This is a genomic window from Paenibacillus kribbensis (genome assembly GCF_002240415.1).
Classification (GTDB): Bacteria; Bacillota; Bacilli; order Paenibacillales; family Paenibacillaceae; genus Paenibacillus; species Paenibacillus kribbensis.
Map to the genome: position 1 here is coordinate 3,733,599 of NZ_CP020028.1, position 19,221 is coordinate 3,752,819.

13 protein-coding genes, 1 tRNA gene and 1 pseudogene are annotated in these 19,221 nt (G+C 48.3%); 1 reads left to right on the plus strand and 14 read right to left on the minus strand.

The genetic code is table 11. The features are described 5' to 3' along the window. Positions 1 to 24: 24 nt before the first annotated feature. The 5 genes from B4V02_RS16595 to B4V02_RS16615 all read right to left on the minus strand — a co-directional run bounded on the left by B4V02_RS16595 (position 25) and on the right by B4V02_RS16615 (position 5,810). Positions 25 to 1,608 carry a response regulator gene (locus tag B4V02_RS16595; protein ID WP_094155636.1) on the minus strand — a complete coding sequence of 528 codons (1,584 nt, stop codon included), beginning with the start codon at positions 1,606 to 1,608 and terminating at the stop codon, positions 25 to 27. Beyond that, positions 1,598 to 3,421, minus strand: coding sequence for a sensor histidine kinase (locus tag B4V02_RS16600; protein ID WP_094155637.1), 1,824 nt, complete (start codon positions 3,419 to 3,421; stop codon positions 1,598 to 1,600). The genes B4V02_RS16595 and B4V02_RS16600 overlap by 11 nt, the downstream gene beginning before the upstream one ends. A gap of 49 nt (positions 3,422 to 3,470) precedes the next feature. Next, the gene (locus B4V02_RS16605; protein ID WP_094155638.1) at positions 3,471 to 4,997 is read right to left on the minus strand and encodes a response regulator transcription factor; all 1,527 of its coding nucleotides are present in this window, start codon (positions 4,995 to 4,997) and stop codon (positions 3,471 to 3,473) included. Between the two features lie 296 nt (positions 4,998 to 5,293). After that, a complete protein-coding gene (locus B4V02_RS16610; RefSeq protein ID WP_094155639.1) occupies positions 5,294 to 5,617 on the minus strand; it encodes a hypothetical protein in 324 nt (107 codons plus the stop codon). Then, the gene (locus B4V02_RS16615) at positions 5,586 to 5,810 is read right to left on the minus strand and encodes a hypothetical protein (protein ID WP_094155640.1); all 225 of its coding nucleotides are present in this window, start codon (positions 5,808 to 5,810) and stop codon (positions 5,586 to 5,588) included. The genes B4V02_RS16610 and B4V02_RS16615 overlap by 32 nt, the downstream gene beginning before the upstream one ends. Before the next feature lie 106 nt (positions 5,811 to 5,916). Between B4V02_RS16615 and B4V02_RS16620 the strand changes: the two genes are divergently transcribed. Continuing rightward, complete coding sequence (locus B4V02_RS16620; protein ID WP_094155641.1) at positions 5,917 to 6,708, plus strand: helix-turn-helix transcriptional regulator; 792 nt, start codon at positions 5,917 to 5,919, stop codon at positions 6,706 to 6,708. Between the two features lie 13 nt (positions 6,709 to 6,721). Here B4V02_RS16620 and B4V02_RS16625 read toward each other — a convergent pair whose 3' ends face one another. From B4V02_RS16625 to B4V02_RS16665, 9 genes and pseudogenes are all read right to left on the minus strand, one after another. Beyond that, the gene (locus B4V02_RS16625; protein ID WP_094155642.1) at positions 6,722 to 8,461 is read right to left on the minus strand and encodes an SGNH/GDSL hydrolase family protein; all 1,740 of its coding nucleotides are present in this window, start codon (positions 8,459 to 8,461) and stop codon (positions 6,722 to 6,724) included. A 96-nt stretch (positions 8,462 to 8,557) separates the two neighbouring features. After that, a pseudogene (locus B4V02_RS16630) lies at positions 8,558 to 11,784 on the minus strand (glycoside hydrolase family 2 TIM barrel-domain containing protein). Between the two features lie 340 nt (positions 11,785 to 12,124). Further along, a tRNA-Leu gene (locus B4V02_RS16635) sits at positions 12,125 to 12,209 on the minus strand. Positions 12,210 to 12,341: 132 nt separating this feature from the next. Continuing rightward, on the minus strand, positions 12,342 to 12,854 hold the full coding sequence (locus B4V02_RS16640) for a GNAT family N-acetyltransferase (protein ID WP_094155643.1): 513 nt from the start codon (positions 12,852 to 12,854) through the stop codon (positions 12,342 to 12,344). A gap of 31 nt (positions 12,855 to 12,885) precedes the next feature. Further along, positions 12,886 to 13,401: a hypothetical protein gene (locus B4V02_RS16645; RefSeq protein ID WP_094155644.1), complete on the minus strand. Its 516-nt coding sequence runs from the start codon at positions 13,399 to 13,401 to the stop codon at positions 12,886 to 12,888. 308 nt (positions 13,402 to 13,709) lie between these two features. Next, positions 13,710 to 14,849 (minus strand): carboxynorspermidine decarboxylase, encoded by a 1,140-nt coding sequence (gene nspC / locus B4V02_RS16650; RefSeq protein WP_007429758.1) that lies wholly within the window; start codon positions 14,847 to 14,849, stop codon positions 13,710 to 13,712. An 8-nt stretch (positions 14,850 to 14,857) separates the two neighbouring features. Continuing rightward, entirely contained in the window at positions 14,858 to 16,057 is a 1,200-nt protein-coding gene (locus B4V02_RS16655; protein WP_007429757.1) for a saccharopine dehydrogenase family protein, read from the minus strand. Positions 16,058 to 16,382: 325 nt separating this feature from the next. Then, on the minus strand, positions 16,383 to 18,263 hold the full coding sequence (htpG, locus tag B4V02_RS16660; RefSeq protein WP_094155645.1) for a molecular chaperone HtpG: 1,881 nt from the start codon (positions 18,261 to 18,263) through the stop codon (positions 16,383 to 16,385). 181 nt (positions 18,264 to 18,444) lie between these two features. Then, positions 18,445 to 19,068 carry an SMI1/KNR4 family protein gene (locus B4V02_RS16665; protein WP_094155646.1) on the minus strand — a complete coding sequence of 208 codons (624 nt, stop codon included), beginning with the start codon at positions 19,066 to 19,068 and terminating at the stop codon, positions 18,445 to 18,447. Between the last annotated feature and the right edge of the window lie 153 nt (positions 19,069 to 19,221).

A 19,221-nucleotide genomic window follows, 5' to 3' on the forward strand; every position in this document is an offset into this window, starting at 1 on the left:
CACTTAATTGTTTTTAGTGTAAATTTATATCTGGTTGGAAACTATATTCGAATTAAAGCTTTTCCCGTGAAAAGCTTTGATTTTCTTATATTCGTTTGGTGACATACCCAAGCGCTTCTCAAATTGCTTCAAGAAATGGTTATAGCTGGTGTACCCAACCATTTCCGACAATTCACTGTTCTTGTATTGGTTCATGCGAAGCAGGCGGCTTGCCTCTTCAATCCTCAGATCATGGAGCAATACGTTGAACCCGATACCGTTTTTGCGTATCAGCAATTGCCCCAGATAAGCAGGATGCAGAAAGAATCGCTCTGCCAGCTGTTTGATGGTCAGACCTTCCCGGAAATGACTGCGGATGTAGTCATTGATATCCTGCACGATTCCCTGAGGCTCAATCATGCTCTGTCTGAGAAGAAGCTCAAAGCAAACCTGTCCACAAGAACGCAGCATCCCGATCATATCGTCAAAAGTCAGCAACGCCTCGTCCATATTGGGGATGTCGAACAGATAGCCGGAAGGCCCCCTCTCGCTGGCAATATGAACACTCATATACGCCCTGATTTCGTGCAGAAGAAAGACGACAAATTTCCGAACCTCATCGGGATACACTCGCGTCTCCCGGAACAATTGCTCCATCGAATCAACAATCGACTGATAGCCAGCATAGTCGATGATTTCAAACGCCTCTAAAATGCGTTCCAAAAGTTCCACCTGATTGTGGCAATGTTGAAACACGCTTCCTTCAATCATGTCATAACGGATAATGCAGTTCTCTTCCAACTCATAAAACGCATGCAGCAGCGCCTTCGCCGCCGTCTTGTAGGCTGCTCTGATTCCAGTTATTGAGCCTGCCGAGGCACCAACTGCCATGAAAACACGAAAGCCCGCCAGGCGGCGAGCCAGTGCTTCTATAGTCTTCCCAGCACTAACTCCCCCACCTTGATACGCGGAGTCGCCGAACACAATGACGAAATGTTCCATGGACAGATGCAGCAGATAAGCTGTCTCCAGGCCATCCAGGAACTCGAGTGCAAACTTGCCCAGTCGTGCGGACTGCTCTCGATGCACCTGCACCAGACATACATTCCATGATTCGGCGGATCGGGACAGAGATTCCAAGAAATCGATGCCCTCAGCGGACATCGACTGGCCCAGCAGCACCTCCTTGATCATCTGCAGCACCTCTTCCCGACGGGCAATCTGGCTGATATAATGGCGCTCCCGCTCCGCCAGCAGTTCGCGCTGGATTGCCCGAATCTCCAGTTCAGTCTGCTCCTCATCCAAAGGCTTCAGCAGATAACGGGCGACTTTGTATTTGAGAGCCTTTCGAGCGTAATCAAAGTCACTGTGCCCGGTAAGGATGATGAATTTCGTGGAGAGATTCCCTCTTTGCCGCCATTCTTTAATCATTTCCAAGCCATCCATTATCGGCATGTGGATATCCACCATCACAAGGTCTGGCCCTAGTTCCTCCATTAGCCTCAAACCATCCATTCCGTTGCCGCTAATGCCGCACACCTCAAAGCCCAGCTCTTCCCAATCAATCCATATCTGCATGCCCTCCAGTGCCCAAGGCTCGTCGTCAATCAGCAGCACTTTAAACGCCATTGCCCTTCCCTCCTTCTCCACCCTGCCATTCCAGCAACTGCATCGGAATTTCGAAGGCCACCTCGGTACCTTCTCCCACCTTGCTAGTCAGGTTAAAACTCACCCTGCCGTTGTAGTACAACTCCAGCCGTCGGTATACATTGCGGATGCCAATATTACCTCCTATAGTCTCCTTTTCGCTGCGCATGTTGTACAAAACCTCCTTTAACCGTCCCTCGTCAATACCTTTGCCATTATCCGCTACAACCACACGCAGCCGCTCATTGGCTACTTCGGCGCGGATTTTGACAACTCCAAGCCCTTCGATGGCCTGTATGCCATACTTGCAGGCGTTCTCCGCGAGTTGTTGAATACTCATCTTCGGTATCTTGTAGTAACGCGCTTCTTCGGTGATTTCGATGGAATACTCAAATTTGTCCTGGAAGCGGAATTTCTCGATGCCGAGATACATCACGGTAAAATTGATCTCTTCCTCCAGCAGCACCAGATCGTCCTTCCAGTTCAGCAAGCGGCGGAGTAGCTTCGACAAGTTCTTGATGATGTCTTTAACATCCGTGTAATTGTTTTTGGTGCTGACCACTAGAAGCGCATTCAGCGTATTGAACAGGAAATGGGGATTCATCTGACTCTGCAGCAGGTTGAGCTCAGCTCGGACGCGCTCGGCTTCCTGGCTTTTTTGCTGAATCTCCAGCTTATACACATTATTGATCAAGGAATGGATCTGGGAGGTCATCATGTTAAAGTTGCGGATCAGATGCCCGATTTCGTCGCGCCCCTCATCGATTGTGATCAAGTCGAACTTCTCGTTCCTTACCTTTTGCATATGCCGGGCCAAGCGCTTGACCCGGTGATTATACGAGCGCAGCATGACGTAAATGAACACCGAGGTGAACAGTGTAATCAGGCCGACCAGTACGCTAAAATAAAGCTGCATATCCAGCATGGCCTTGCTGACGCGCGTCCCCTGGGGCACGCCGATCAGCTTCCACCCCCGCACATAGCTGGCGTTACCGATCGGCATGATATGCAGATCATTGTCCGCCTCTTTGTCCATTTTGAACAAAGGAAAACTGGAGGTGTTCTCGCGCTGGTATCCGCTGTCCATAGATACGATGATCTCGTTCTGGTCGTTAACCAGATAGAGATCCAGGTAATTCCGCTCGCGGGCGATGACATCGTAAAAGCGGCTGAGATCGAAATCGATCCGCACCAGCTTCTGGTAAGAGTTGTTGACGTCGTAATTATCCATTTTCTCAACGACGCTGAGATAAGGCGTGGCAGTTGCGGGGGTTTTGACCCCCATGTCCAGATACGCAGACACCAGCACGGTTCCGTTGAACGACTTCCACGCCTGATACCAGGGACTGGCAAAAACCGATTCATTCAAGTCATAATAGTCGCTGCCGGGCACGATCGTCGGATTGTCCGTGTAAATGCCGATCCGCTGGATCTGATTGTTCACCGGAATATAGGATGTGACCCGATGACGGAGCTGTTCGTTGAACGTATTATAGAAATCCAGCGAATCCTTATAATCACGGTCCAGAGTCTCGTACAGCAGCTTATCTGTAATCAGGGCATGACTGACCGCAACTCCGCCATCAATCATGCCGTGGATATCCTTTCTCGCCCGCTCCAACGAAATTTGCAGATTCTGCTCTTCCCGCTCCTTGATCAGCCCGGACATCCGGTCCATAAACAAATAATTGATTATGACAATAGGCAGCAAAATCCCGATTACATAAATCAGCATGAATTTGTAATTCAGCGGGATATCGTTCACTATACTGCGAAATCTAAACTTTCTAATCATGGCTTCAACCACCATCTCCCATTGAACGTTCTTTCGGCCTGAGCCGTCTCTATTCCCGCCGTCTGAAAGCAGACGGCGCTATCCCTGTTATCCGTTTGAACTGGCTTATAAAATAATCAGTGTTGGGATAACCGGAATTCGCCGCCACTTCGGCGATACTCAGCCGGCCTTGTCGCAGAAGCCGCTTCGCCTCTTCAACCCGCTTGTCGTTCAGATATTCCCGGAACGACTTGCCGGTCTGCTGCTTGAACAGCTGTCCCATATAGATAGGATTCATATGGAACATCTGGGCAAGCTCCTGAAGCTGCAGCTTTTTCCGAAATTCCTGGTCCACATGCTGCACCACCCGGAAGATCGTGCAGCACTCGCTGCGTTCACGCTGTTCGCGGAGGGTAGCCGCTCCGCTCAGGCATAGCGCCAGGGTATACCGGCGAAAAGCCGGAAAAGTGGTTGTCTCCGTCAGCGTACCGAACTCTCCCTGTATGCCCCGCATGAAGGCATCGGCGTCTCCACCCAGCTCCTTCAGCTTCTTGGAGATGCCCATTTCGAGGGCGGACAGCTGAATCCGCACATATTCGATATCCGGTAGCCCGGGGGACGGTGCAGCAAGCAGGGCGTCCGCCGCAGCCTCAATCTCTTCGGGACGGTCTGAGGAGAGCCGTTCGATCAAGGAAGCCAGGGCCGCTTTGTTCACTCCCTTCATGCGTTCGTTCCGCGGAAGCTCGTTGCAGGCGATAATGCCTCCCTTATTATGATAGCGCTTCCATTTGAGCGCTGCCAGCGCTTTTTCGTAAATAGGCCGAAGTACGGACGCCCCTCCCGTACCATAACTCAGCGCCGCAATTGCAGGAGAGGGAGCCTCGCCAGGCCACTCTTCACATAGCCGACGCCCAAGAGCCTCAAGCCGATCTGCAGCGTGCGGTTTCCCGGATGCGACCAGGCCCACTCTTCCTTCGGGATCCGTGAACAGCTCCGGCGGTTCCGGCCTGGCAAGCTCCGGTATCTGACGCTTCAACTCTTCTTCGCTCATTTCCGTTTCAACCAGCAGGCAGCCGATCTCCTCACCGCTTCCGATATTCAACAAGGCCGCGGCTTCATTTTCAAGCTCGGTGCCCGCCTCGCCCTGAATCAGCCGATTGAGCAGACAATTGACGTACAGGGATCGGTCGCGGCGGCGGAGCTCCTCCTGGGCCGTTTCTTCCCGAATCTTGCGGCTCATCTGGTCCAACACCGCCTCGATCTCATCCTCATCAATCGGCTTGAGCAGATAATCATCGACACGTTGGGCAAGCGCCGTCACTGCATATTCGAAGTTATTGTACCCGCTCAATATGACAAACCGCGGCGGCTTTGCCAGCTTATGCTGTGAGCGGTCGATCAGCTCCAGACCGCTGACGGAAGGCATTTGAATATCGGTAAACACCAGTTCGGGCTGAAGCCGCTCTATCAGAGACCAGGCGGCGCTGCCGTTCGAGGCCTCTCCACAGACCCGGAAGCCATATTTGTCCCAGTTCACAATTGTACGCAAGCCCTCAAGAACCCACGGTTCATCGTCTACTAACAGCACGTTCATCATCCATCCTTCGCCTCCTTCGTCGAATGAATCTTGCCCTTGTTTACATGACAGCGCATTACGTTTGCGGTTCAGATATCAAATCCGCCTCGCGGATAGAAGTGTCCCCGGCAAAATCTATAGAAAAAACACCTAAAGCTGGCTCTAAGTGTTTTTCCGATTACCCTGGCATTCCTGCCGCTTAATGCGGAGCATTTCGCCGATCATCTGTATATCTTCCGGTTGTGCCTGTCGGCCATGCTGCTTGCAGCCAGTATATTGTAGCTTTTGTCTCTCATTTTTCTCCCCTTCTCATATTTCTATTTATGGTTCAAGCCTCGTAGACTCAAAACCCAATCTCCCCTTGCAAAAGCTCTCCCGGGGGCCGAAATAGGAGCAGGGAAGCGGCTTCCGGGACAAGACCAGCTTCTGCAGCACCAGACTGTATCCAGCACATAAAATCGCAGAGTGTGCATGCCGGCAGTCAATGGATGCTGAGTTTCCAATTCCGGGCATGGGCGCTCCAAAACCCGGATCATATAGGTTTCCCGGCGACTCCGCAAACCTGACACATCAAGCCTGTCTTCCGCAACCAGGGAATCAATGATATCATTATGTCCGACGGAGCCGGCGATGACCGCCATCCCGCTTAGCTGCCTCCTGTCTGTAATCAGCTTGGGCAAAACGGGTAACCAGCTCAATGTCCTTGGCTAGTGATAACGAGACGCGCCTTATGCCGTCAAAGTCGGTTCCCTTCGCATCAGTGTATATGGGGGCCGCCTTGACATTCTGTGCGAGAACAACTGTTTCCGTTAAGCATTGCTTTGCATCGTTCATGATCACAGCACCTTCGTTTCATTTTCTATTTCATAATCAACCTTGGCTATGCGCTTCCGGCACGCTGAGATAAGACACCGCTTCCATCACATGAGGAGGAGATTATTTGGATTTGGCTTATCACGAGCATCTGATCCCTCAAATATTCCTGTTTGTAGACCGCAAATGTTTTGCAGATTGGTCAATTAGAAAAGCAAGAATAGACTTTCATGATCTCACCTTTGTCATTAGCGGAAAAGCCTGCTATTACATCAATGAAGAAAAGGTCATCGTTGAAGCAGGCGATCTGTTGTACATTCCGGAAGGCTGCACCCGGGAAGCCCATACCTTCGGGGAGTCGCCCATGCATTGCTATCCCTTCAACTTTCATTGGGCCGCTCCGTACAATGACGTCCGTCTTCCATTCGGGTACGTAAGCAAGAAAATGATTACTAAAGAGATCCTTGATTACATTCGTGAATTCAAACAAGTGTGGATGAACAGGCAGCCGTTCTACACCTTCCAGGCCCGCGCATTGTTTGAACTGATTCTTCACCGGCTGCTCTCCAATGATCACCTGCTATCAGCGACCACAATGGATCCAAGAATCCAAAAGGCAACCTACTACATTAACGAGCACTATTTGGACGATATAACAGTTGGCATCCTGGCTGAGCAGGCAAACCTGAATACGGTTTACTTCGGCAAGCTGTTCAAAGAAACCACCGGCTCAACCTGCAAGGAATACCTCAATCGCATCCGCATCAACAATGCGGAGATGATGTTGTCCTCGGGCGACTTCAACGTTTCCGAAACAGCGGAGCGCTGCGGATTTCACGATATTTCCTATTTCAGCAATCTGTTCAAGATGATGAGGGGCTATTCCCCATCCTCAGCAAGAAAAAAACAGGAACTTTAAAATGGCAACATTTCTAAATATATCCGAATCCAAGTATAGTAAAGCGTTTTGTCTCATGACCGGAAGCCATGCGGATTGCCACCGTATGCTCCTCAGAAACCTGTTCGTTGTACAATATAACGGCATTGCAATGTGTCCAATTGTTCTCATGAGGATCGGCCGTCCTGATATATTTCCCGTCCACCCAAATATCCGCGCATCCAAAATCGCTGCTCCCCGAGTCCTTGAACACCAGGATAAGGTGTTTGCTGCAAATCGTCATTTTGAATTCGGGCGCGCCATTTTCTGGATAATACATCCAGTTATAAGGAAACTGGGGAGAGCTGTACGGATGATCATCCATTTCCACCATTTGCAGGTCTGTATCGGTTCCGGTAAAACCACCTATATTGATTGTGGCAATATCTCCAGAATTGCGGCGATCAAGCAGCTTCGTTTCGGCAAAATCGCGGCCGATGACAGGAGGCTTGCCGGTATCCACATCCGCCTCATCGGGTGACGCCTCATCTGCTATGTCGAACAGCCAACCCAAACAATCAGCCATTACCCGATGCCCGGCATTGGCCGGATGGTAGATGTCGAAGAAAAACTGTCGTTTGGAAATCACATTTCCTTCCGCCTTGGTCAGCCGGAATTGCTCCACTACAGCATCCTTTACACTGACCATAGGAAGATCATAATGCCAGCCCACAGGTGACAGCCGTTCCTGCAGGTTCCAGTCATTGATAAACACGCTGAACAGCAAAATGACGGAAGGTTTATTCGGCGCGTTCAAGGCCTTCAATACCAGGCTTTCATAACAATTGCCCTTTGTCTCGTCACCCGCGTCATTCACGGCAAATTCCACTACCACAATATCCGGGTCCACAGTTCCTTCCCGAAGCACATCCCGATCATAGCGGACAATGCCCAGCTCCGACGGAGTACCGCCTACGCCTGCTTTCACCAGTCGGATCGATTCCCCGCCATTTTTGCCGAACTTTTGCTTGAATAGCGCATAAGATTGGTACGCATAACAATTTTCATGAATCGGAACGGCTCCCGCCCCCTGTGTAATGGAACCGCCAATATAGGCGACAGTTACCTCTTCCCCTCTTTTGGCTTTTTTAATTGCAGCTTTCAGCCTTTTGTTATTGCCTTTGTTCAAAAGGGATTTAGCGATCATCTCGCGATAGGCTTGCGACTCGAAATCCACCGGCTCCTCCACGGAAACTTCGGGAACATGGAACCCGTCATGCAGGTAGAACATAATGCTGACCGTAGCCAGTTCTCCCGCCCGATCGAACAGGAAGGCAAAGCTCCCGGGAACATCGTCATCCACAGACCAGTCGCAATCCTCCATAACCAGCACGGTTTCGGAGCCATATGCCGGGCAAGAAAGCTCAATCCGGGTGCCGGATTCGTATTTCCTCGTTTTCCCCCAGTTATGGTACGCAACCCGAACATTAGCTACGTCCGGGTTGTGCGCCTTCACGGTAATCCCGATACTATGGACCAATCGGCGCAAGCCTTCGCAATCGCTTAGAAGCGCCAGTATGTCCTCATCTCCAACTCCTCCCGTATACCTGGCCTTATCGGCCAGCCTCCCCTCCAAATAAATCTCCTGCGAAAAGCTTCCGTCCGGACGGGCGGTTCCTTCGATCATGGTTTCATACATAACGTAAAATCCGCTTCGTCTTGTCACTGGGTCTTTAGGTGCCTTGGGGCCTTCCATCTCATCCTGCTGCGCAAACCCTGAAAAACTATCGTTCATAGAAAAAATGTCTCCTTTTTCTTTTTAATAGTTGGATAAGGATGAAACAGCCGGAGAGGATCACATTTGATCGCAGCATCGCTTCCCGGATCACAATCAGCTAAACCGGAACCAGCCGAAGTCGAAATTGGAGCCCTGCAAAAATATGAACATAACCTTCTGCGGTCCCTTTACCGGCTCCAGCGTAAAGGTACGCTCCTCGTAGCCTTCGGCATACGCAAACTCTACAAGTTGTCTGCTTTCCCCTTTTGCTCCTTCGAACTGGATATGCAGCGTATTTTTGTCGATTGGCGACCTGCCGTATACAGTCAGCTTCGAAGCCCCGGTTCCACCGAAATCCATATTGTCGAAGACTAGAGACACATTATTGCCGATTCCTTCAACACAACTCCCGGCTTTCCGATAGCTGTCCCCATAGATGCGATCGCACTCCCCGGCATGGTTTTGTTCAAAGGCTTTGCTCATTTTTTGAAAATAAAATCCTTTGATATGAACCTTCTTCCATAACACGAAGCAGAGAGAGGTAATGCCGCGAATCCGCTTGGAAAGCTTGTAGGTTTCCTCCTGATAAACATTCCACCGGCTTGGCTTCTGGTAGACTGCATCGACCAGAAGGGTGCTGCCATCCTCGTCCGGCATGCCTTCCCAGATTTGCAGGGCATACGGGCTATCGTCCAGCGCAAAGATGGGAATGGTGATCGTATCGGAGCCTAAGCGCCGAAGTCAATATTGCGGAAGCCCACCTGGGTTTCCCCGTCGCGGCTGGTGGCAACGCCCCGGTCATTTCCGTTCCCTACTTCACCTTTGCTATATTGGTACAATCCGGCGGAAATAAAGCCATATGGGTCCAAATAAGCGGTGCCCAGGCCCGAAGCCTTGAACTCCAACTGGGAGATCAGCTTGGTCTTGTCCGTGCCATTGCGGCTTGTGCAGCGGAGGCGAAATTCTCCGTCACCCAAAGCGGTTACGACAGCTTCATGCCCCTTAGCCTCTACCTTGGCAATACAGGTATGGGCGGATATGCCCTGAATGGTTCCTGGATGTGCCGGTAACGATTCCAGTTGCAGCACGCTGTCAGACAATCCCGCCGAGGATACCTTAACCGTAATGGCTCCCGGCTCAAGACCGGCTCCGACAATAGCCATCAGTTTGCCGCTGAATAGCCTTCTGCTGGTTCCTTTGTACGGATCAAAATCTGTACTGTCCCCGTTGTCCAGCCCCAGCAAACGGCCTGCTCCCTCCACCTGAACATGAACCCGATTATTGGCGTTTTCGACAATTCGGCCCTGATCATCCTCCATTTGAATCTCCAGAAAAATCAGATCCGTGCCGTCCGCCACCAGTTGCTTCTTATCCGGTGAAAGCCGGATGCGGCTGGCATCGCCGAAGGAGCCTTTGATATCGGCGGCAATTATGCAATCGCTTTCATCATAAGCCACGGCCTTCAGTTCACCCTTCCGGTACGGAATTTGCCACCAGCCCACCAGCCCGGTTCCGTGCTCATGCTACGGCTCGTGCGAGCCCAAGGATTCACCCTCGAAGAACAACTCTACCCGGGGAGCATTGGAAGCAACACGAACATCGATCAGTTGGCCTTCGTTAAAGTCCCAATACGGAAACAGATGAATCATGGGCCGGGTTTTGTAGTCTGTCCAGGCTGACTGGTAAATGAAATAGGGGTCTTTCTTGAAGGTAGCCGTATCCAGTTGACCGAAGTAGGAATTTTTCGTATGATACGGGGTTGGTTCCCCGATATAATCAAAGCCGGTCCAGATAAACTGACCCATGGAATACGATTTGTCCCGCTCCGTCAAAATGCAAAATTCCGGTGATTTTGCCCCCCAGCTGGTCGTGCTATTCCCCAAAGAAGAGCACTGCTCATCATCATCGGCCAGAATGGATTTGGACAAGGGGAAGTGATAGATGCCGCGGCTTTGAACCACCGAACTGGTTTCACTGCCGTAAATAACCCAGTCCGGGTGCTCCTCATGGTGCTGGTCATAATATTTTTCCCCATAGTTGTAGCCTGCCAGCTTCACCAGGTCAGCGCATTTTCTGGCATTTTCCCAAGGCATGAAGTTGGAGCCGATCGTTACCCGCCCGTTGCCCTTGGGGTCATGCAGCTCCACCTCCCGCATCAGCATCAGCGTCACTTCCTGGCCTCTCTCATCGGCATGGGTATCATATATTTCGTTACCGATACTCCACATCATCAAACTGGGATGGTTGCGGTCGCGCCTGATCCAGCTTTTTACATCCTTAGGCATCCATTCTTTAAAGAATCTCGCATAATCATAAGACGTCTTGGGTCGCTCCCACATATCGAACGCTTCCGACACCACCAGAAAACCCATCTCATCCGCCAAATCCATCAACTCAGGCGCAGGCATATTGTGGGCAGTGCGAATGGCATTGACCCCCATCTCCTTCAGCAGCGCCAGCCGCCTCCGCAGACCGGTCTTGTTGAACGCCGCGCCGAGCGCCCCCAGGTCATGGTGCTCGCACACACCGTTCAGCTTCACCTTGCCGCCATTCAAAAGAAATCCCTGCTGCGGGTCCATCTCGATATGCCGGAAGCCTATGCTCTGCCCAATCTCCTCCAGCGCCGCATGCGGCTCCATCCGCTCAAGCTGGGTAACCAGCCGGTACAGACAGGGAGCATCCACGCTCCACAGACGGGGAGACGGAACCTGAAAAGTCAACTTGCTCCGAACCATTGGCCCGGAGTCCGGCAGCACCACATCACTGACGGAAGCCACCATTTACGCACCAGCACGCAGTTCGTGAGTCAGCCTCAGCGGCTCGCACACCGCCACCTCGGTTTCAACTTCCACCGTCCAGCCTTGCTCTGTCTGCTTCGTAGTTACATAAATTCCGTCTGTAGCAATATAATTGCGTTCTCTTGTTTTGAGCCAAACGTTCCGGTACACCCCTGCTCCAGAATACCACCTGCTGCCGGGACTTTGGTGCACCACCTTCACCACAACCTCGTTTTCGCCCTCCACAAGGGCCGGAGTCAGATTATGCTCGAAGGAGGAGTAGCCGTATTTCCATTCACCTATCCATTGTCCGTTTACATAAACGGAAGAATCCATGTACACCCCATCAAAAGCCAGCAGCCATTCCCGCTCGCCGGGAGATGCCTGAAACCGCTTCCGATACCAGCCAATACTGTTCTCATACAAGTCCAGTGTATTATAAATCAACCAATCATGGGGAATATCCACAGCTTCGAACGCCAAGCCCGACCATTCTGCCTTATCCAAATCGCTTTTTGCAAATTCCCATCCATCATTAAACAGCACCTTTGAATTTCTAAACAGTAACCTCGCCTCTTCCGGATTGTGTTTGCCTGCAATCTTTCAGATATCTCCTTGTTCATCCATAGTATGGCATATTTCTCCTTTGTCGTCTTTGTAGAAATTAAACATTCATAGGAATAAAAAAAGATGAATTGGGGGCGCTGGAAAAGAAAAACCTGTATGATTTGTTCGAAGTCGTAAAAGGCGATCCGGTTGAGTTGGCTGTCATTCTGGCAGCTTTTTACGGGCTATAGCGAAGTGAAATTGTCGGGCTTATAATACATTGCAAATTCCGAGCATGCAAAAAAACTCCTGAATCTCCACAAGAGAAAATTCAAGAGTTCATTCATTGTTAAAGCGATGCGGTCGAGAGGACTCGAACCTCCACGGGGGGTTAGCCCACACGGACCTGAACCGTGCGCGTCTGCCAATTCCGCCACGACCGCATACTATGTATGAATACCGATGTTTTCAACCACCGTAATTAAGATTATATCTCCTATAGACCACAAAATCAAGTAGTTTTTACGGCTTAAGCAGAGTCCTTTATTTTTATATAACTAGCGATATATATTCTCTCATTCAAGCTTAAGCCCATAAACCTCGGTATATAAAATCTCCTTAAACGGAGCAAACGCCTGTTCATCCAGCGTACCTGGATAGCTCATAATTTGAAGCCGCAGATCGGCCTGTCCTTCTCTTAATGGGGGCTGCACATACTCAAAATGGTTCAAATGGAACCCCAAACGTTCATAAAAAACGATTCTTCTCTGAGTCCATTCATCCACTGGCGGCTCAACCTCCAGCACCACCGGTTTATCAGACTCTGAGATATACCTGATCATGAGCTTTTTACCTAACCCGCCACCACGTATACCCTGATCTACCGCTATATGCTCTACAAACCGAAAATGTGTAAATTCCCAGCACGCCAAAAAAGCAATCGTTTTGTCTTGCTCATTCTTTTCAGTAATGATGCGATAGCTAGGATGCTTCAATAAAGCCTTTTGTGAATCAAACGTCCTGCATTCTGATGCTGGAAAAGAAGCCTCCATGATCGCATATATTTCAGAGAAATCGTGTTCATTCATTGTGTTATCTATAAGCTCCTTTCCTCTAACTTTAGACCTTGTTCAACTCCATAAGCGTCAGCAAAATATGTTCCAACAGCTCTGGAATATCCTCCATCTGTTCTTCGTTAATTTGTCTGGAAAACCGGAGTTCAATCCTGTTTTGGTATGTAGCTGCCTTCTCTCCATAAATCAAGCTGAGCGTTTGTACAGGCCGAAGATCAGGCTTCCAAATTTCGGTCAGTATATCCTCTATTCGGTTGCACTGCGTCTCAATCTCGTGAATCTCCTTATTAAAACGCAGCAACAAGCCACATCCCGGAGTTTGATCTTCGATTTCTAAAATCTCTGCTGCCAAATTGCTTAAATCTGCTTTTAAGCGAATTTCTGCTGTCACATCCAGGTGTCCCTTCAACCTGAACTGTACAGCAAATTCACGCGACATCACGGACATTTCCAATCTATCGATTCGCTGCGTAATTTCAATACGTGAATCCAGATTATCCAGATCGTAAACCGCATTTTCTATAGCCACTTTTAAATTATCAAAAACCGTCGGGTCAAACATATACTTCACCTCCACCTATCGTTGCATTACATTCATCAAATCCATCTTTGAATATATTCCCAATTAAATAAGTATATCATACGTTATAGGTAGTGTCGCTTTAGCCGATGAAGCAAGTCCCGTACCACCCGTCTAGGAACCTATCCAACTCTCTGGTACTGGAACTGACTGGGAGCCTAACAATTGGTTTTACGCCGCCTTCACATCTCAAACAAAAAGCCGCGTCCCATCTCTAGGGGCGCGGCTTTTTGGTAGTTCAGTTATTTTATTCATTACGACTCAGGATCGTTCCACACTGTCAACAGATCCTACGACAAACGCGAGCTAAAGTCCTCGTAGGAGAACTGTCGAATCACCTTAATGCCTTCTTCGTCGTTATAACTGGCGATGGCTGGCAGGTTGACACCGTTAAACATGTGGTTTTTGACCATCGTGTAATGGGCCATATCGCAGAATACAAGCTTGTCTCCAGGCTTCAATGGCTCTTTAAAGGAGTAGTCTCCAATCACATCTCCGGCCAGGCAGGTAAGGCCACCGAGTCTGTAAGTGTACGCATGCTCACCAGGCTTGCCTGCACCAATGATATTCGGACGGTAAGGCATAGCCAGCACATCAGGCATATGACATTCAGCCGAAGTATCCAGAATGGCAATATCCATTCCGTTTTTCATCGTATCCAGCACAGTAGCAACCAGATAGCCTGTATTCAAAGCAATGGCTTCGCCTGGCTCCAGATAAACCTGCACTCCGTATTTATCCTGAAAATATTGAATACAGCGTACCAGCGTGTCCAAATCATAGTCTTCTCGGGTAATATGATGACCGCCGCCGAAATTAAGCCATTTCATTTGCTTAATGTATGGCCCAAATTTCTCATCCACAACTTTAATGGTGCGCTCCAGCGTATCTGAATTCTGCTCACACATCGTGTGAAAATGAATACCGTCTACGCCTTCCAGCTCCTCAGGCTTAAAGTTAGCCAGCGTCACACCCATTCTGGAGTTGTTGTAGCAAGGATCATACAGCGGTGTTTCGATTTCCGAATATTCCGGATTCACCCGAATTCCGATGTCGATTTTTTTGGAAGTTACGCCTTGCACTCTGGCTTTGAAGCGTTTCAGTTGATCAAAGGAGTTGAAAACGATATGGTCGACATACTCCAACAGCTCATCAAATTCACGGTCCACATAAGCAGGTGCGTATACGTGAACCTCCTTATCCATTTTTTCGCGACCGAGTCTTGCCTCGAACAACGAACTGGAGGTTACGCCTTTTAAATATTTGCCAACCAGAGGAAAGGTTGAAAACATCGAAAATCCCTTAAGAGCGAGCAGAATACTGCAGCCTGTGCGCTCTTGAACGGAATTTAAAACCTCAAGGTTTTTGACAAGAAGTCTTTCGTCAACAAGATAACAAGGTGATGGGAGTCCGGTAATATCAATATTCATCACAGACCTCAATCAAGCAGCGTTGGCGTAAAGTTCTCTTGCCATGGCAATCCGTGTTTATTCAGTGCTTCCATGAATGGATCTGGATCAAATTCCTCAACGTTGTAAACGCCTGGTTTTTTCCAGATGCCTTTAATAATAAGCATAGCACCGATCATGGCAGGGACACCTGTCGTGTAGGAAATGGCTTGGGAGCCAACCTCTGCATAGCATTCCTCGTGATCACAAACATTGTAAACATAATATGTTTTTGGCTTGCCATCCTTCACACCCTGAATGATACAACCAATGTTCGTTTTGCCTTTCGTTCTTGGTCCCAGAGAAGCCGGGTCCGGCAAAATGGCTTTCAGGAATTGCAGTGGAATGATTTGTTGTCCTTCATACTCAATAGGCTCTATGGAAGTCATGCCTACGTTTTGAAGTACGTTCAAATGATTCAGATAATTGTCCGAGAACGTCATCCAGAAGCGGATTTTTTTCACGCCTTTAATGTTCACTGCAAGAGATTCCAGTTCTTCATGGTACAAAAGATATATGTTTTTCGGTCCAATTTCAGGAAGGTCATATACCTTTTTCTCAGAAAGCGGCTCAGTTTCAATCCACTCTCCATTTTCAAAGTAACGGCCCTTCGCCGTAATTTCGCGAATATTGATTTCCGGATTAAAATTAGTTGCAAAAGGATATCCGTGGTCCCCTGCATTCGCGTCCACAATATCAATCGTATGAATTTCATCAAAATAATGCTTTTGGGCATAAGCCGTAAATACTCCAGTCACGCCTGGATCAAAACCGCTGCCCAGCAGAGCTGTAATTCCCGCTTTTTCGAATCTTTCTTTGTAGGCCCATTGCCAGCTGTACTCAAACTTCGGCGTATCCGGCGGTTCATAGTTCGCCGTATCAACGTAATGAACACCTGTCTCAAGGCAAGCATCCATTATCGTCAAATCCTGATAAGGGAGAGCCACATTGATAACTACATCCGGTTGAAAGCTTCGAATCAAGTCAATGACCATGTCGGTGTTGTCAGCATCAAGCTGAGCCGTTTGTATCCTAGTACGTCCTCCACCCAGCTTCTCTTTAAGCGCATCGCATTTCTCAACAGTTCTGCTTGCGATACAAATTTCTTCAAATACATCTGGGTTTTGGCAACACTTATGCACCACAACGCTGGCCACGCCACCGGCGCCAATAATCAATGCTTTTCCCAAAATAAATAACCTCCTTATTCCATACGCTAATCGCTAATCATTCTTGCAAACAAAATGATTATAAAGACATCCTACCAAATAATCAAGAAAAACGATAATTTGTTGTGTTAAAATTCACATCAGCATGTCACAATAATTTTACAAACCCCAGAATCAGGAATAAAAAGCTCATCGCGAGTAACATTCTGGAACTTCAGGTTGTCCCGATCCTGACTCATGTAAATGACCTCCTTTGTACTGAACACAGCGATCCGTGTTTTAGTTTTTTCATCATGAATAAAGCCGCCCCCGGTGCGGGAACGGCTTTGTGCAGAATAAAAATTTGTTAAACCATGATTTTGCAAATATCGTTCGTGAATTCAACCGGATCTTGCAGCGGCAAGCCTTCGATCAGCAAAGCTTGATTATACAGCAAAGCCGTATAGAGGTTTACCTTCTCCTTGTCCTCGGTAAAAGCCTCTTTCAAAGAGTTAAACACCGCATGGTTTACGTTGATTTCCAGCACTTTATTTGCTTTGACATCAGCGTTATTCGGCATGGCGTTCAAGATTTTCTCCATCTCAATCGTCACTTCGCCGTCTGCGGACAGACATACCGGATGTGTCTTCAAGCGCTTGGAGGCTTTGACACTGGATACCTTGCCCTCCAGCAAGCCCTTCATGTACTCGAACAGCTCTTTATTGTCGTTTTGCTCCGCTTCGGTTGCTTTCTCATTTTCGTCGGTCTCAATGCCCAAATCGCCACTTGAGACGGATTTGAATTCTTTCTCTTTGTAGCTCAAGAGCATTTTAATAGCGAACTCATCAATGTCGTCGGTGAAGTACAAAATTTCATAGCCTTTGTCGGCTACCATTTCGGTCTGCGGCAGCTTTTCAATACGCTCGTTGGACTCCCCGGAAGCATAATAAATATACTTCTGATCCTCAGGCATCCGAGATACATATTCATCCAGTGTAACCTGCTTCTTCTCTGTAGAAGAGTAGAACATGAGCAGGTCCTGAAGAGTCTCTTTATGACGGCCATAATCGTTGTAGACACCAAATTTCAATTGTCTGCCAAATGATTTATAGAATTGATCATATTTTTCCCGGTCATTTTTGAGCAGGGTCAGCAGCTGGCCTTTAATTTTGCTTTCGATATTTTTGGCAATCAGCTTCAGTTGGCGGTCATGCTGCAACATTTCTCTGGAAATGTTGAGCGACAGGCTTTCAGAGTCGACCATACCTTTAACAAAGCTAAAATAATCCGGCAGCAGATCAGGAGATTTTTCCATAATCAGCACGCCGTTGGCATACAGCTCCAGCCCTTTTTCATATTCCTTGGAGTAGAAATCAAACGGGATATTTTCGGGAATAAACAGAATAGCCTGGTACACCACCGCGCCGTCCGCACTTACATGGATATGCTGGAGCGGCTTGTCGTAGCCATAGCGTTTTTCCGCGTAGAAATTTTGATAATCCTCGTCGGTCAGCTCGCTTTTGTTCTTTCTCCAGATGGGAACCATGCTGTTAATACGCTGCTCTTCTTCATAATCCTCGAACTCGTTATCACTGCCTTCTTTTGGACGTTTGCCTGTAACATCCATTTTGATCGGGTAGCGGATAAAGTCGGAGTATTTCTTAATCAATGCCTTTAAACGATACTCGTCCAAATATTCGTCGTAGGACTCATCCTCGGTGTTGGCTTTGATTTTCAGAACAATCTCGGTTCCAACCTCATCCTTCTCGGCCTGCTCAATGGTATACCCGTCAGCACCCGTAGATTCCCACTTGTAGGCGGTATCGCTACCCAGGGCCTTTGTGGTCACTGTAACAACATCCGCGACCATGAAGGCCGAATAGAAGCCAACACCAAACTGACCGATGATATCATGTCCATCCTTGGATTCATTTTCATTTTTGAATGCCAGCGAGCCGCTTTTAGCAATGACGCCCAGATTGTTTTCCAGTTCTTCCTGGGTCATACCAATCCCGGTATCACGCAGAGTTAGCGTTCTATTTTCCTTATCGGCAGCTACTTTGATATAATAATTTTCCTTGTCAAAGACCAACTGATCATCTGTCAGCGCTTTGTAATAAATTTTGTCAATCGCATCACTTGCATTGGAGATCAGCTCTCTTAGGAAAATTTCCTTTTGCGTGTAAATCGAGTTAATCATCATTTCGAGCAGACGCTTGGACTCAGCCTGAAACTGTTTTTTCTCCATTCTGATATCTCCTTTCAGATATGAACCTATGTAGGGCCAGCGTGTATGAGCGATGCAAACGATTCAAATTTGTTAGCACTCCCATCATTCGAGTGCCAGCCTACCTTTTTTTATAACATTCCTTATTTTTTATGTCAATATCATAGATGGGTATACAGTAAAATTCCATTCCAGGGAACTGTTAGTGTCTGATTTGCTTAAACATGACGTTAAACATTTCAACAGAAGAGGGGAACAGTCCTTGCACATGAGGAAGCAGGTTTCTTCTGATCCGCAGTTCGTCCTCATCCAGATGCTGCAAGTCCTCATGATAGAACCAAACAATAGGATAATCGCCGTCCTTATGTCTGCTGCCTGCATTTAAACAAACAGGACCCTGATCGTCCTCTGCAATCGCAAACGGAATATAGCCTGCTGATAGTAGAGGTGACCATTGATTGATCAAATCATAAAATGCCTTAAGTCCTTGGCCCACAGGCAGGCGCGGAAACTCTACAAAGGTACAGTCGCTCCAATATACCCCCGGTATGGATTCATTATCGAATTGTAAAGTTACATAATGGTAGGACATAAGGAAGCTTCTCAGCAGAGGAGGCAGCTCAAAATGGTAGGTTTGCTCCAGTTCACGAACCTCCTCTTCCGTAATCTGCGAAGGAAGAGGCTTCCACTTGATCCACCCTTCCTTGTCAACGACCCCGTCGCGCATTTCGAAGGGGACATTTTCTACCATCTCCATAAAAAGCGCTTCATCCATCTGTGCAAATAACTCCTGCATGGATGCGCGCATACCCGCTTTCTTGTCCATGTCATTGCACCTCTTTTCTCTCAATTGGCATGATGACGTGCTACCATGTGTTTTTAAGTTCAGCTTATCAGAATTTGCTATTTTCATCATTTGCGGAATATTAGTATTACCAGCGCAATGGCTCATGGTTACGCCAGATGATCCAACGCTCCG

Coding starts and splice junctions, on each gene's coding strand:
- B4V02_RS16665 (WP_094155646.1), bottom strand. CDS start 19,068: ATGGACAAGAAAGCGGGTATGCGCGCATCCATGCAGGAGTTATTTGCA.
- nspC (WP_007429758.1), bottom strand. CDS start 14,849: ATGAATATTGATATTACCGGACTCCCATCACCTTGTTATCTTGTTGAC.
- B4V02_RS16625 (WP_094155642.1), bottom strand. CDS start 8,461: ATGAACGATAGTTTTTCAGGGTTTGCGCAGCAGGATGAGATGGAAGGC.
- B4V02_RS16595 (WP_094155636.1), bottom strand. CDS start 1,608: ATGGCGTTTAAAGTGCTGCTGATTGACGACGAGCCTTGGGCACTGGAG.
- htpG (WP_094155645.1), bottom strand. CDS start 18,263: ATGGAGAAAAAACAGTTTCAGGCTGAGTCCAAGCGTCTGCTCGAAATG.
- B4V02_RS16600 (WP_094155637.1), bottom strand. CDS start 3,421: ATGATTAGAAAGTTTAGATTTCGCAGTATAGTGAACGATATCCCGCTG.
- B4V02_RS16645 (WP_094155644.1), bottom strand. CDS start 13,401: ATGTTTGACCCGACGGTTTTTGATAATTTAAAAGTGGCTATAGAAAAT.
- B4V02_RS16605 (WP_094155638.1), bottom strand. CDS start 4,997: ATGATGAACGTGCTGTTAGTAGACGATGAACCGTGGGTTCTTGAGGGC.
- B4V02_RS16610 (WP_094155639.1), bottom strand. CDS start 5,617: ATGGCGGTCATCGCCGGCTCCGTCGGACATAATGATATCATTGATTCC.
- B4V02_RS16640 (WP_094155643.1), bottom strand. CDS start 12,854: ATGAATGAACACGATTTCTCTGAAATATATGCGATCATGGAGGCTTCT.
- B4V02_RS16615 (WP_094155640.1), bottom strand. CDS start 5,810: ATGAACGATGCAAAGCAATGCTTAACGGAAACAGTTGTTCTCGCACAG.